Annotated in this window: 13 protein-coding genes and 1 pseudogene; 12 read left to right on the top strand and 2 right to left on the bottom strand. The window is 63.2% G+C overall.

What is annotated here, in order from left to right; translation table 11 throughout:
• Positions 1-7: 7 nt before the first annotated feature.
• From GM909_RS00680 to GM909_RS00665, 4 genes are read left to right on the top strand one after another with little or no spacing between them, the layout of a single operon-like run.
• Complete coding sequence (locus GM909_RS00680; RefSeq protein WP_157014266.1) at positions 8-1,090, top strand: C4-dicarboxylate TRAP transporter substrate-binding protein; 1,083 nt, start codon at positions 8-10, stop codon at positions 1,088-1,090.
• Positions 1,091-1,097: 7 nt separating this feature from the next.
• Entirely contained in the window at positions 1,098-1,649 is a 552-nt protein-coding gene (locus GM909_RS00675) for a TRAP transporter small permease subunit (RefSeq protein ID WP_235911538.1), read from the top strand.
• Complete coding sequence (locus GM909_RS00670) at positions 1,636-2,949, top strand: TRAP transporter large permease (protein WP_157014265.1); 1,314 nt, start codon at positions 1,636-1,638, stop codon at positions 2,947-2,949. The genes GM909_RS00675 and GM909_RS00670 overlap by 14 nt, the downstream gene beginning before the upstream one ends.
• Positions 2,950-2,974: 25 nt before the next feature.
• Complete coding sequence (locus GM909_RS00665; protein WP_157014264.1) at positions 2,975-3,517, top strand: NADPH-dependent FMN reductase; 543 nt, start codon at positions 2,975-2,977, stop codon at positions 3,515-3,517.
• Positions 3,518-3,650: 133 nt separating this feature from the next.
• On the opposite strand, the gene uxuA is transcribed toward GM909_RS00665, so the two are convergent.
• A complete protein-coding gene (uxuA, locus tag GM909_RS00660; protein WP_157014263.1) occupies positions 3,651-4,862 on the bottom strand; it encodes a mannonate dehydratase in 1,212 nt (403 codons plus the stop codon).
• Positions 4,863-4,965: 103 nt separating this feature from the next.
• Here uxuA and GM909_RS00655 point away from each other — a divergent pair, with 103 nt between their 5' ends.
• From GM909_RS00655 to uxaC, 6 genes are all read left to right on the top strand, one after another.
• On the top strand, positions 4,966-5,709 hold the full coding sequence (locus GM909_RS00655; protein ID WP_157014262.1) for a GntR family transcriptional regulator: 744 nt from the start codon (positions 4,966-4,968) through the stop codon (positions 5,707-5,709).
• Positions 5,706-6,938 (top strand): AGE family epimerase/isomerase, encoded by a 1,233-nt coding sequence (locus tag GM909_RS00650; RefSeq protein WP_157014261.1) that lies wholly within the window; start codon positions 5,706-5,708, stop codon positions 6,936-6,938. The genes GM909_RS00655 and GM909_RS00650 overlap by 4 nt, the downstream gene beginning before the upstream one ends.
• Positions 6,935-7,912 carry a C4-dicarboxylate TRAP transporter substrate-binding protein gene (locus GM909_RS00645; RefSeq protein ID WP_157014260.1) on the top strand — a complete coding sequence of 326 codons (978 nt, stop codon included), beginning with the start codon at positions 6,935-6,937 and terminating at the stop codon, positions 7,910-7,912. The genes GM909_RS00650 and GM909_RS00645 overlap by 4 nt, the downstream gene beginning before the upstream one ends.
• 87 nt (positions 7,913-7,999) lie before the next feature.
• Positions 8,000-8,500 (top strand): TRAP transporter small permease, encoded by a 501-nt coding sequence (locus tag GM909_RS00640; protein WP_198174068.1) that lies wholly within the window; start codon positions 8,000-8,002, stop codon positions 8,498-8,500.
• Positions 8,497-9,783, top strand: coding sequence for a TRAP transporter large permease (locus tag GM909_RS00635; protein ID WP_235911535.1), 1,287 nt, complete (start codon positions 8,497-8,499; stop codon positions 9,781-9,783). The genes GM909_RS00640 and GM909_RS00635 overlap by 4 nt, the downstream gene beginning before the upstream one ends.
• Complete coding sequence (uxaC, locus tag GM909_RS00630; protein WP_157014258.1) at positions 9,783-11,177, top strand: glucuronate isomerase; 1,395 nt, start codon at positions 9,783-9,785, stop codon at positions 11,175-11,177. Before GM909_RS00635 ends, uxaC begins: the two co-directional genes overlap by 1 nt.
• 62 nt (positions 11,178-11,239) lie before the next feature.
• Here the strand turns inward: uxaC and GM909_RS00625 are convergent.
• Positions 11,240-11,973: pseudogene (locus tag GM909_RS00625) on the bottom strand (SDR family oxidoreductase).
• 15 nt (positions 11,974-11,988) lie between these two features.
• Here GM909_RS00625 and GM909_RS00620 point away from each other — a divergent pair.
• Together GM909_RS00620 and GM909_RS00615 are read left to right on the top strand one after the other, a co-directional pair.
• Entirely contained in the window at positions 11,989-12,303 is a 315-nt protein-coding gene (locus GM909_RS00620) for a hypothetical protein (RefSeq protein WP_157014257.1), read from the top strand.
• Between the two features lie 388 nt (positions 12,304-12,691).
• Complete coding sequence (locus tag GM909_RS00615) at positions 12,692-13,312, top strand: TetR/AcrR family transcriptional regulator (protein ID WP_157014256.1); 621 nt, start codon at positions 12,692-12,694, stop codon at positions 13,310-13,312.
• Positions 13,313-13,327: the final 15 nt, after the last annotated feature.

The following is a 13,327-nucleotide window of genomic DNA, read 5'->3' as shown; positions in this document are numbered from 1 at the left end:
GGAAACAATGAAAAACAAACTGCTCGGACTGCTTATGAGCGCGTGCATCGCCTTCCCGGCGGCGGCTGTGGCTCAGGAAACCATCAATCTGACCATCGCGTCGAGCCACCCCACCGTTGTTCCCTGGGTGGGCATGATCAAGACGCATTTCATGGCCAGGACCGACGAGATTCTCGCCGAAAGCGGCAACTACAAGATCGAGTGGAACGAGGCCTTTGGCGGCCAGCTCTACAAGGCGAATGCGACGCTTTCTTCCGTGGAAGACGGTATCACCGATATCGGCTGGGTGTTCTCCTTCCTCGAGCCGGCCCAGTTGCCGCTGAGCCAGGTGTCGACCAACACGCCGTTCACCGTCACCGACGTGCCGGTGCTGCTGGAGGTGATGGAATCGCTTCTCGAAACGAACGAAACCTTCAGGAGCGAATGGGAAGACCATAATCTGAAAGTGCTCGGCTTGAGCGCGACCGATCTCTACGACATCTACACAAAGGAACCGATCACCGGCATCGCCGACATCGACGGCATGAAACTGTCGGCGCCGGGTGTGCTCGGCAACTGGCTGCGCGGCACGGGCGCGAACGCGGTGGACGGTGCCCTGACCACCTTCTACACCGATATTCAGACCGGCGTGTCCGATGGCGTGTTGACGCTGGCGCTTGGCGCCCTGCCGACCAAGCTCTATGAGGTCGCTCCCTACATCAACCGTTTTGATGCCGCCGCCGCCTTCTCGGGTGCCGTTGCCGTCAACCGGGACAGTTGGGACGGCCTGCCCGAGGAAGTGCAGAACGCCATGATCGAGGCTGGAAAATACTACACTGCCAGCCACGGCCAGGACATGGTGGAGCGCCACGAATTCGCCCTGAACAAGATGGTGGAACTCGGCGCCGAGCAGTCGCCTCCGGTGACCATCGTTCCCATGCCGACGGAGGAACGCCAGAAATGGGTGGACATGCTGCCGAACCTCGCCGGCGACTGGGCCGCGCAGCTCGAGGAGCAGGGCGTTCCGGCCAAGGCTTTCGTAAAGGAATATATGAACGCCTTGCGTGAAAAAGGTGTCGAGCCGTCCCGTGCATGGGACGAGGAACTCTAGGCGCATCGTGAACACGCCAGGTCGTCATCATAATCCGCTGCAGCGCGGCTGGGCCTTCGTCGTCGACGGCCTGGCCGCCCTGGCGACCGTGTTCATCGGCATCCTGATGGTCATCATCTGCGCCGACATCGTGTTCCGAAACGGTTTCGGCTCGTCGCTTCCGCTGGTCTCCGAAATCGGCGCGTTGCTCGTTGTCCTGATCGTTGCGCTACAGCTTGCCTCGGCGATCCGGGCCGACCGGCTTGCGCATGTGGAAATGGTCATAGAGGCACTGTCGTTGCGGGCTCCGCGCCTTGCGGACATCCTCAAGGCGCTCTTCGCGCTTGTCGGCTCGGCCATGGTCGGCATCGCCGCCTGGGCCTCCGTCGGCATTCTGGAGAATGACTACGCATCCGGCGAGTTCATCGGAACGCGGGGTCTCGGCACGCTGCCCACATGGCCGTTCCGCACGCTCATCATGGTCGGCATGGCCGTCGCGGCCGTCGAATTCGCCGCCGTCGCTGTCACTCATCTGAGAAATGCCGTCAAAGGGAAGAAGGCCGCCCATGATCCCCGTTGAAATCGGCTGGTTGGCCATCGGCGCGCTGATCTTTCTGATCCTTCTAGGCATGCCGATCGGCGTTGGCATGCTTCTCGTCTCCTTTGTCGGCGTCGCCTTCATCCGCAACGACGTTGTGGCGGTGCGCATGCTTGGCCAGGTGGCCAACGATTCGCTGGAGGAATATCTCTTCGCCGTCGTGCCGCTGTTTGTCCTTATGGGGCTGCTCGTGACGGTTTCCGGCGTCGGCCGGGACACGTTCGACGTCTTCCAGCGGCTTCTGCGCCGCCTGACGGCCGGTTTGGGCGTTGCCACCGTCTTTGCCAATGCGGTGTTCGCCGCCATCACGGGCATTTCAATTGCCTCGGCAACCGTGTTCTCGCGCGTCGCGGTTCCCGAAATGACCCGCCACGGCTATACGCGCAAATTCGCCACCGGCGTGGTCGCGGGCTCCTCGGTGCTCGGCATGCTGATCCCGCCCTCGCTGCTGCTCATCGTCTATGCGGTGCTCGCAGAAGAATCGGTCGGCCGCATGTTCCTGGCCGGAATCGGTCCCGGCATCGTTCTGGCGCTCGCTTTCACGGCGACGATCCTGCTCCTGGCCCATGTCCGAAGGGACTTCGTCTTTTCGCTCGAGAACGACAAGGCCGAGTATGATGATCTGAGCGTGAGGGCGCTCTTGATGAAGATCGTTCCCATCGTCGCTCTCATCACCGTGGTGCTTGGCGGGTTGTATGGCGGCTTCTTCAATCCCACCGAGGCGGGCGCGGCGGGCGCCTTCGGCGCACTCGTGATCGCCTTGCTGCGCAAGTCGCTCGATCGCCGGTCCTTCTGGAACCTGCTCGTGGAAACCGGGCAGATCACAGTCTCCGTGCTGTTCCTCATTCTCGCCGCGAGTTTCTTCTCGCGCATGCTGGCTCTGTCCGGCATGCCCCAGGCGCTCGCCAGCTTCTTTCTGGAAAGCCCGCTCGGTCCCTACGGCTTCCTCTTCGCCTATCTGGTCCTTATCCTGCTGCTCGGCTGCCTGATCGACTCGATCTCGATCATGCTGATCCTCCTGCCGATCGCGCTTCCCGTCGCCGAGGCATCGGGCCTGGATCTCATCTGGTTCGGCATCCTGACGGTGGTGGCAATCGAGATGGGGCTTTTGACCCCGCCCTTCGGGCTTTCCGTCTACACCATCAAGTCGGCCATGGACGATCCTGGCTTGAAGGTCGGCGAAGTCTTCCGCGGTGCACTGCCCTTCATCGGCGCCATGCTGGTCTCGCTGCTCCTGATCATCCTGTTTCCGCCGCTGGCCACCTGGCTCGCCCGGCTATGAAGACCTTTGGGAACATGAGGCTGTTATGACGACGATCCTTTGCCTGTCCGGCAGTTTGCGAAAAGACTCTTCGACGAGCGCATTCCTGAAGACGCTGGTCGATCAAATGCAGGACGCGGCCGCGTTCCGTTTTGCGGAAATCGGCCATTTGCCGCATTACAACGCCGATCTCGGGATCCCGGGGGACGTGGGCGCCTTCAAGGACGCGATAGAGCGCGCCGACGGCCTGCTGATCGTGACGCCGGAATACAATTACAGCGTTCCGGGTGTCCTGAAGAACGCCATCGACTGGGCATCACGCCCCGCCTACCTGTCGGTCTTCAAGGAAAAGCCGGTGTTCATCGTCACCGTCTCCGGCGGTGCGCTCGGCGGAGTGAGGGCGCAGGCACACCTCAAATACATCATGAACGGCATGCTGGCCGATGTCTTCGTCAATCAGGAAGTCGTCGTGCCCCATGCGCCGAAGAAGGTCGAAAACGGACGCTTCACCGACATGGACGTGCTCGATTTCGCCCGGTCGGCCGTCTCGGAGTTCATTGCGGCCATCAAGGTGAAAGATGCAGCCTGAGCTGTGCTTGCGACGGCTCAAACGGAATCAATCGTTTGAGCGAAAGGCACATCGTCCAGCATATTGATCCGGCGCGCATATCTTTGCTTCAAGCATTTCCGCTTGAAGCAAACGCGCGCGACGCTCGCACCGGTCATGCGCTTTCGCTCCGGTGTGTCAGTGCCGCGATGATACCGCGCAGTTCGGCCAGCCCTTTCAATCGCCCGATTGCGGGATAGCCGGGCTGGGCGCCGCGCCGGTGATCATCGAGTATCTCCTGGCCATGATCGGGGCGGAACGGGACGGAGGCATCCCGGCGTCCCGCCTCGCGGCGCCGCGCCTCCTCGCGCAGAACGGCGGCCAGAACGGCCACCATATCGGTTCCACCGCCCAGATGTTCGGCCTCGTAGAAACTGCCGCGGATGTCGCCGCTTTCGCGGCGGACATTGCGCAAATGCAGAAAATGGATGCGATCGCCCAACCGTTCGACCATGCCGGGCAGGTCGTTGTCGGGGCGTGCGCCAAGCGATCCCGTGCACAGCGTCACCCCGTTCGACGGCGTATCCACCGCATCCAGGATCGTCCGGTACTGTTTTTCCGTCGACATGATCCGCGGCAGGCCGAGCAGCGGAAAGGGCGGATCGTCGGGATGGCAGCAAAGCCGCATGTCCAGTTTTTCGGCAAGCGGCGCCACCTCCGACAGGAAGTCGATCATGTGGGCGCGAAGCCGATCCTCGTCGATCGCTTCGTAGCGCGCCAGATGCTCACGCACATCGTCCAGTGAAAACCTCTCCGCCGCGCCCGGCAGACCGCAGACGATATTCTCGGCAAGTGCCTTGCGCTGATCCTCCGTCATGGCTGCATGACGGCGTGCCGCCTCTTCCTTCACGGTCTCGCCGTAGTCTTCGTTCGCCCCGCGACGCGCGAGCACATGGATGTCGAAAGCGGCAAAATCGATGAAGTCGAAGCGCATGCAGGTCGCGCCGTTCGGCAGGCGATGGGCAAGTGCGGTCCGCGTCCAGTCCAGAACCGGCATGAAATTGTAGCAGACCACCTCGATGCCGGCGTCCTTCAAGTGACGCAGCGACTGCTTCCAGGCATCGAGATGGATGCGCCAGTCGCCAGTCTGGCGCTTGATGTCTTCCGAGACGGGCAGGCTTTCGACGACCTCCCATGCAAGGCCGGATGCCCGGCCGTCACGCATGGTCGCGACCTCGCGCTTACGCCTGGCAATCTCCTCCGGCTGCCAGACGGACCCTGTCGGGACGTGATGAAGGGCGGAAACGACAGCTTCGACGCCCGCCTGCCGGACATCGTCGATCGAGACCTGATCCTTCGGTCCGAACCAGCGCCATGTCTGCCGCATTCTCACTCTCCTCCCAAGGGGCCATCGAACGTCTCAAGGGCATAGCACTCGAAAATCGTGTTGACTAGTATGGTAGTATGCTTCAAATTCGGGAAAGGGAGGAATGACGTTGGCAGGCAACGAACACCCTGTTTCGATCAGCGCCGGAGACCGGCTGCAGGCCGTGGGCCCGCGGCTCTACCGGCTTTTGCGCGAGCGGATCGTGCGCGGTGAGCTGGTGCCCGGCACGCGGCTATCCGAGGTCGACGTGGCCGCCGCCTATCAGGTAAGCCGCCAGCCCGTGCGCGAAGCCTTCATCAAGCTTTCCGAGGAAGCACTGGTCGAGATTCGTCCGCAGCGCGGCACCTATGTGTCGCAGATCAATGTTTCGGCGGTGATGGCGGCGCGTTTCGTTCGCGAGGCGGTGGAAGCCGATATCGTGCGGCTGCATGCCTCGCAGAAGGACGGTGAACTCGTATCGCAGCTGCGCGAGCTCATCGCATTGCAGACGAAGACGGTCGAGGACGACGATCCGCACGCCTTCATCCGTCTCGATGAAGACTTCCATCGCGCCATGGCGAGCGCCGCCGGACACGGGCCGAGCTGGGATATTCTCCAGCCGCTCAAGACACAGATGGACCGGGTCCGTCACCTGAGCGCCAAGCGGTTTCCGCTGCGCAAGCTTCTCGCGCAGCACGTGACGGTCGTCGAAGCGATCGCCAATGGCAACGTCGCCGGCGCCGACCGGGCGATGCGGGCTCATCTGCGCCAGTTGCTCGACGATCTGCCGGCAGTGATCGCCGCGGTCCCGACCTATTTTGACCAGAGTGAAGCGATCGAGGACGTGCACAAGGGGCAAGACGCATGAGCGAACTGTCGCCCAATGCACGCCTGGCGGCATCGCGTTTCGCCACGCAGTTCGTGCCGCGCTGGTACGATCATATGCGCGATCCGTTGGGCGGGGGCGTCTTCGAGCGCATGGACGCCGCCGGCCGCGCGGTGAAAGGCGACACCAAGACGTCGCTGGTGCAGGCCCGCACGGTCTTCACCCTTGCTCATCTCTACAACGAGACCGGCAATTCCCGGCTGCTCGATGCGGCACGAGACGTTCACGCCTTCCTGGACGACCGCCTTCGCGATGCGGATGGCGGCTATCGTTTCGCCGACGGCGGCGCGCAAAGCGACGCGATGCGGCGCACCTACGATCAATCCTTCGCTCTGCTGGCGCTTGTCACGCTGCGCCGCGCGGATCCCGCGGCGGTGCCGCAATCGCGGATCGACCGGACCTGGGCCTTCATCGCGAATGTGCTGACCGACGCGTCGGACAATTCCCTCTGGGAAGACGACGAAATGGCCCGTGAAGGCGCCGGGATCGGCGCATTGCGCGGCCAAAATCCGCACATGCACATGCTGGAAGCACTCCTGCAGGCGTTCGCGATGACACGCGAGGCCGTCTGGCTGGAGCGCGCGCGCCCGTTGCTCGAGGTGGCGCGCGAGAGGTTCGTCGATCCCTCGACCGGGGCCGTGCGGGAATTCGTGGGACCTGATCTCGCACCGCTCGACAACGCGGCCTGCCGGCGCCGCGAACCGGGCCACCAGTACGAATGGGCGTGGCTCATTCATCGCCATGCCGCGCTTTCCGGGGAGAGCCAATGGCTGCCGCTCGCCGCGCCGATGGTCGATTTTGCCGAGCGCCATGGCCTGCGCGATGAAGGGCCGCTTGCCGGGGCTCCATACGATGCGGTGGACGCTGACGGCCACGCAGTCGAGACTACGCATCTGCTGTGGCCGCTGACGGAAGCCGGAAAGCTTTATGCGGCCCTTTTCGCCAAGGAGCAGAAACCCGATCACGCCGCCAAGGCGTCGCGCGCCGCGACGCTTGTTTTCGACCGCTTTTTCCCGGCGGCGAACGAAACCGGGCTGTCTTGGGTGAACCAATTGAGCGGGACAGGTGATGTCGTGTGGGCGGAGGGCTTGACCCGGCTGCTCTATCACGTCGCGCTCCTGGTCACCGAAGGCGCACGCGCCGGTCTTTGGCCTGTCGAACCGGTTGGACTCGACCGGCCCACTTCCACAAAACAGGAGAGGAAACCATGAATAGGATCATAAAAGGTACGCTGCTCGGTGCATCGCTCGCGCTTGCGGCAAGTGCTGCATCAGCCCAGGAATATACGCTCAACCTGTCGACGTCGCAGGTTGCGCAGGATCCGCTCGTCATCGCCATGCAGGGCGCCAAGGAGCGCATCGAGGAGCGATCGAATGGTGCCGTTGAAGTAACGATCTATCCGAGCTCGCAGCTCGGCGAGGACAATGACGTGCTTGAGCAGATCCGTAACGGCGCTCCGATCGCCGTTCTGGTCGATGCCGGCCGGCTCGCTCCGTTCTATCCCGAACTCGGAATTCTTGCCGCGCCTTATCTCGTCGACGACTACACGCAATATTCGGCAATCACCGAATCGCCCGTCTACCAGGAATGGGTGGATGAGCTTGCCAAGGAGTCCGGCATTCGCCTGTTGAACTACAATTGGTTCCAGGGAACGCGGCAGATGATCACCAAAAAGGAGATCAAGGCGCCGGCCGACCTGGACGGCGTGCGGGTGCGCACGATCGACGCGCCGAGTTGGATCGCGACCATCAACGCGATGGGCGCCACCGCGGTGCCGATGGCGTGGTCGGAGGTCTATTCCGCCATGCAGCTTGGCGCGATCGACGGCGCGGAAGCGCAGCTGACCGGCGCCTATGGCATCAAGCTCCAGGAAGTCGCGACCAACATCGCCTTCACCAATCACGTCCAGCTTTTCACCGGCCTGGCGACGTCCGAAGCCTGGTGGAACTCGCTGCCCGAGGACATCCGCGCGATTATCGAGGAGGAATTGAAGGCAGCCGGCGAGGAAGCGACCCGCATGACGGCCGAGCGTCTTTCGGAGGTCCAGGCCGAGATGGAAGAAGCTGGCGTCACCTTCAACGAGGTCGACCTGGCTCCGTTCCGCGAGGCGACCAACAAGGTCTATGAAGAGGTGGGGCTCGTCGAAGCGCGCGAGGCGCTCGCCCCTTATCTGCCAAAAAACTGAGCGATGCCTCAGCGGGCACGGACGCAGACCGCGTCTGTGCCCGTGACATCTGGTTCCCGAGTGACGATGCGTGAGTGGAAGCCTTTCATGACGGTGTTCTGGAAAGTCTATGACCGTATAGAAGTGACCCTGGCCGTCATCGTTCTGGTGGCGATGGTCGCAACCGTCCTTGTCGCGGCAATCGGGCGGACCGTGGGGTTGCCGGTCGGCTCTGCACCGACATTCGCGCAGCTCTTTCTCATCTGGACCTGCATGCTGGGCGCCGACGTGACGCTGAAGCACGGCCAGCACATCCGTGTGTCGGCACTGCCGGACGCCGTCGGACCGTTACTGCGCCGCGTCATCGCCGGCTTCAATCTCGTTCTCATCCTCGCCTTTCTCGTCTTCATCGCCTGGCACGGCTGGGAACTGGTGGTCAGCAACTGGGCACGCACGCTCGGCGCATCGGGACTTTCCTACGGGTTCGTGACGCTGGCGCTTCCGGTGGGCGCGTTTCTGTTTGCGATCACGCTCATGCGGCGTCTTTTCGGGCTCGGTCTCGTCGCCGTCTACAAGGCACCCGAGGAAACGCCGGAGACGCTCCTGTGATCTCGACGCTCATCCTCGTTTGTGCCTTCGTGCTGATCGTGCTTGGCATGCCGGTGGCGTTCGCCATCGGCATTGCCGGCGCCAGCTACTTTCTCATCCCGTCGGTCTTCCTGCCGGACAACACCGCCGTGCAGCGGGTGGTCGCCGCCAGTCAGTCCTTCCCGCTTCTCGCCGTGCCGCTTTTCATTCTGCTGGGCAATTTGATGAACACGGCCGGCATCACGCGGCGGCTGGTTGGGCTGGCCACGGTGGTCACGGGTTGGATGCGCGGCGGGCTCGCCCAATCGACCCTGATCCTCAGTGCCCTGATGGGCGGCATTTCGGGATCCGCCGTGGCGGACGCGGCCATGCAGTCGAACATCCTCGGCAGGCCGATGATGCAGCGCGGCTACAGCAGCGGGTTTACCGCCGCGCTTCTGTCCATCGGCGGCTTGATCACGGCGACGCTGCCGCCGAGCCTCGGCCTCATCCTCTACGGCTATCTTGGCGAAGTTTCGATCGGCCGGCTCTTCATCGCCGGCGTCGTGCCCGGCGTGCTCCTCACCATCTTATTGATGTTCACCACCTGGGCGCTCGCCGTCAAACGCGGATATCAGCCGGTAAACGACCGCGCACCGACTTTGCGCGAGGTGGGCCGGGAGGTGAAGCACAGTTTCTGGGCGATACTCTTTCCGGTCTGGCTGCTGGTCGGCATCCGGTTCGGCGTCTTCACGCCGTCGGAGGCCGGCGCCTTCGCCGTGGCCTATGCACTCATCGTCGGCTTTCTGCTCTACAGGGAAATGAACCTTTCCAGCCTGATCGACGCGCTGACGAAAAGTGTGCACGACATCGGGATGATCATGGTGATCATCCTCTTTTCCGGCACGTTCGGTTACGTCATCACCTTCGAGCGCGTGCCGCAGTCGATCGCCGAGGTCGCTCTCGTCGCCTTCTCCGATCCAACGGTGCTGCTTTTCGTGATCGCCGGCTTCCTGCTCTCCCTCGGCATGCTCGTCGAGGCGACGGTGCTCGTCATGCTGCTTACGCCGATACTGGTGCCCGTGGTCACGGCTGCCGGCGTGGACACGGTGCAATTCGGCCTGATCATGATGACGCTCGTCACCTTTGGCGGCATGACCCCTCCCTTCGGCGTCTCCATGTTCACCGTGTGCGGCATTCTCAACACCTCCTACAAGGATTATTCGTTCGAACTGATCCCCTACGCAGTCGCGGTGCTCGTCCTGGTTTCGATCATGATCCTCTTTCCGCAAGTCGTCCTGTTTCTGCCCGACTGGCTGATGTAATGCCTCTTCATCCTGACCGCCTGTTTCCCGCCGATCCCGCAACACGCAATATCGCACGGCGCCTGTTCGAGGCCGTGTCGAGTCTGCCGATCGTATCGCCGCACGGCCACACCGATCCGCGGTGGTGGGGCGCCAACGAGCGCTTCACCGATCCCGCCAGCCTCATCGTCACGCCTGACCATTACGTGACGCGGATGCTCGTCAGCCAGGGTGTATCTTTCGAAGCGCTCGGCATCGGCGAAGCGGCCGAGCGCGATCCGCGCCGGATCTGGCGCAGTTTTGCCGAAAACTTCGATCATTTCCGGGCCACGCCGTCGCGGCTGTGGATCGAGCACTCGCTGGAAACCGTCTTCGGTGTGACCCAGCGGCTGAGCGCCGACACGGCCGACGAGATCTATGATGCGGTTGCCGCGCAACTGGCCACCGATGCGTGCCGGCCGCGCTCGCTTTATGAGCGCTTCAACATTGCCGTCATCGCAACCACCGACAGTCCGCTCGACGATCTTCGATGGCATCGCGAACTGTGCCGGTCGGACTGGACGGGGCGCGTCGTGCCGACCTATCGTCCCGATGCCGTCACCGATCCCGATCTTCCGGACTTTCAGGACAATCTCGAGCGGCTGGCCGCAATTTCGGGGATCGCCACGACCACCTGGGACGGCTATCTGGACGCGCACCGGGCCCGGCGCGCGGCCTTTCGCGAACTCGGCGCGACGGCAACGGACCACGGCCATGCGACACCGCGCACGGCCGACCTTCCCCGCAGCGAAGCGGCAAGTCTCTACGGGCGCGCGTGTGCAGGGCGGCTTGGCGAAGGCGAAGCCGAGCTCTTCCGCGCCCAGATGCTGACCGAGATGGCGCGAATGTCGGCCGAGGACGGCATGGTGATGCAGCTTCACCCGGGCTCGCACCGCAACCATTCAAACGATGTTTTCAACGCTTATGGGCGCGATCGCGGCTTCGACATTCCTGTTCCCGTCAGCTTTACCGAAGCGCTCGGGCCCTTGCTGAATGCAGTCGGCATGGAACCGAAGTTCCGGCTGATCCTCTTCACGCTCGACGAAAGCACCTATGCTCGAGAGCTGGCTCCGCTCGCCGGCGCATGGCCGTCCCTCCTGCTCGGACCGCCCTGGTGGTTCCACGACAGTTTCGAAGGCATCACCCGCTATCGCCAGAGCGTGACGGAGACGGCAGGCTTCTACAATACCGCCGGCTTCAACGACGATACGCGGGCCATCACCTCCATCGGTGCCCGCCACGATGTCGCGCGCCGGACCGACTGCGCCTTCCTGGCCGGGCTGGTGGCAACGCACCGGCTGCAGGAGGACGAAGCGTTCGAGGTGGCGAAAATGCTGGCCGGAGAGCTGGCGCTCAGGGCCTACCGACTGGATTAGCGCCGGTGATGAGGATGATATTCTTCGACATGATGAATTTCTTTATGTGAGGAGAGGCGGGGTCAGATGATCCCGCCATTGGCACGCAGCACCTGGCCATTGATCCAGGCACCGTCGGGTCCGGCGAGGAAGGCGACGGCGCTGGCAATGTCGTCGGGCTGACCCAGGCGCTCCAGAGGCGCGAGCTTGGTGAGCTGGTCGATGACCGCTTGCGGTTTGCCGTCGAGGAACAGCGCCGTGGCCGTGGGGCCCGGGGCGATGGCGTTGACGGTGATGTTGCGGCCGCGCAATTCCTTGGAAAACACATGGGTCATCGCCTCGACGCCCGCCTTGGTGGCGGCGTAGACGGCGTAGGTCGGCTGGTAGAGCCCGACCACGCTCGACGAGAGATTGATGATCCGCCCGCCCTCGCGCAGCCGCTTTGCCGCCTCGCGCAGCGTGTTGAACACGCCCTTGAGGTTGATCGCCACCTGGCTGTCGAACAGCGCGTCATCGCTTTCGGCAAGGCTCGCCAGCTTCATGATGCCGGCATTGTTGACCAGCACGTCGACGCCCCCGAAAGCCGCCTGGGCGGCGTCAAACATCCGCGCGACCGCAGCCGGATCGCTGATATCGGCCTGCGCGGGAATTGCCCGGCCGCCTCGATCTTCGCGACCAGTGCCTCGGCCACCGCCGAACTGCCGGCATAGTTGACGACGACAGTGAAGCCGTCCGACGCCAGCCGCTCCGCGATCGCTGCGCCGATGCCTCGCGAGGCGCCGGTGACGATTGCGACCTTGCTCGTGTCTGCGTTCATGATGCCATCTCCTTTGTGCTGCCCAATGGCGGCGTTTTCGATCCGACGACCAACATCGTCACCTGGAATCTCGGCACCGTGGCGCCGGGTCAAGCAACGATCACGCTGGGCCTGACGCTGGAAATCCTGTTCCCCTCGCAGGCCGACATCGACCAGGCCGTCAATGTCATCGAGGTCGACGGCGACGGAACGACCGGCCTCGACAGCGATCCGACCAACAACATCGACACCGAGGTCGACATCCTGAATGTCTTGCCCGACCCCGCCGAGATCGCGCGCGTGCTCGGCGACGATGGAGACAGTCCGAACGACGACTACAGGGGTCGCTGAACGGCGACTTGTCGAGGGTACCACAACCGGGCAGGCACTTCCCGGCCCGTTTCGGTCAGACGGCAATGCGCTCATTGCGGTTGTTCAGCAGGCCGCAGCGAAATCCTCCAACCCGATCGATCAAGACCGGCGACGGCATTGTCGATCGAACGGTCAGGTCCGACCGAATTGACAGGACATCCCTTTTGGTCATATGACTTGGTCAATTGACCTAGTGCGCATTCGCTTCAAACGGAAGCGTTTGAAGCAATGATATGCGCGCCGGATCAAAATGCTGGAGCATGTGCCTTTCGCTCAACGATTCCGTTTGAGCGGGACATGCCTGGTCCGGTTTGGCGATTGAGGGCGCGCGGGGGACGTGGTGACAACGGCGGCTGAGAGCAAGGCAGTGCGACGAGATGTGCGTGGCGACATCATGGATGCCGCCGAGCGTGTATTTGCCGATCTTGGCTTCGACGGCGCTACGACGCGGGCCATCGCGGTCGAAGCGGGCGTCAATCTCGGGCTCATCCACTATCATTTCCAGTCGAAGGAAGCGCTTTTCGAACAGGTCGTTGCGCGCCATGCGAGCCAAGTAAACGACCGCCGGCGCGGCCTGCTGCATGCCGTCCTCGGCAGCGGAACGGTGACGCTCGAAGCGATCCTCGACGCGCTGATGCGCCCGACCATCGAGCTCAGCGCAGGCGACGGCCAACATTATTCCCGCATCATCGTCCAGATCGCGTCGGGCACCGACGAACGCTCGGTGGATCTGACCTCGCGCAATTTCGACGCCATCGCGCAGGAGTTCATCGCCGCACTTCAGGAGCATGTCGAGGGTCTGGATCGCGAGAACGCCGTCTGGGCCTACATGAACGCGATCTCCGTCGGCATGCTGATGATCGCCCGCACCGGGCGCGTCGGCGTCCTGTCGGACGGACTGTGCGACGAGGAGAGCACGGAGGCTTCGATCCAGCGGGTCGTGCGCTACCTGGCGGCGGGCACGCGCGCGCTGGCGGGAGTCGATTAGGAATTCCGGTCAGCT

Origin of the sequence: Mesorhizobium xinjiangense, assembly GCF_009749525.1 — a bacterium.
Lineage (GTDB): Bacteria > Pseudomonadota > Alphaproteobacteria > Rhizobiales > Rhizobiaceae > Mangrovimarina > Mangrovimarina xinjiangensis.
The sequence above is the reverse complement of the archived record's forward strand: the minus strand, read 5'-3'. Positions and strand labels throughout refer to the sequence as shown.

Coding starts and splice junctions, on each gene's coding strand:
- GM909_RS00680 (WP_157014266.1), top strand. CDS start 8: ATGAAAAACAAACTGCTCGGACTGCTTATGAGCGCGTGCATCGCCTTC.
- GM909_RS00670 (WP_157014265.1), top strand. CDS start 1,636: ATGATCCCCGTTGAAATCGGCTGGTTGGCCATCGGCGCGCTGATCTTT.
- GM909_RS00665 (WP_157014264.1), top strand. CDS start 2,975: ATGACGACGATCCTTTGCCTGTCCGGCAGTTTGCGAAAAGACTCTTCG.
- uxuA (WP_157014263.1), bottom strand. CDS start 4,862: ATGCGGCAGACATGGCGCTGGTTCGGACCGAAGGATCAGGTCTCGATC.
- GM909_RS00655 (WP_157014262.1), top strand. CDS start 4,966: ATGACGTTGGCAGGCAACGAACACCCTGTTTCGATCAGCGCCGGAGAC.
- GM909_RS00650 (WP_157014261.1), top strand. CDS start 5,706: ATGAGCGAACTGTCGCCCAATGCACGCCTGGCGGCATCGCGTTTCGCC.
- GM909_RS00645 (WP_157014260.1), top strand. CDS start 6,935: ATGAATAGGATCATAAAAGGTACGCTGCTCGGTGCATCGCTCGCGCTT.
- GM909_RS00640 (WP_198174068.1), top strand. CDS start 8,000: ATGACGGTGTTCTGGAAAGTCTATGACCGTATAGAAGTGACCCTGGCC.
- uxaC (WP_157014258.1), top strand. CDS start 9,783: ATGCCTCTTCATCCTGACCGCCTGTTTCCCGCCGATCCCGCAACACGC.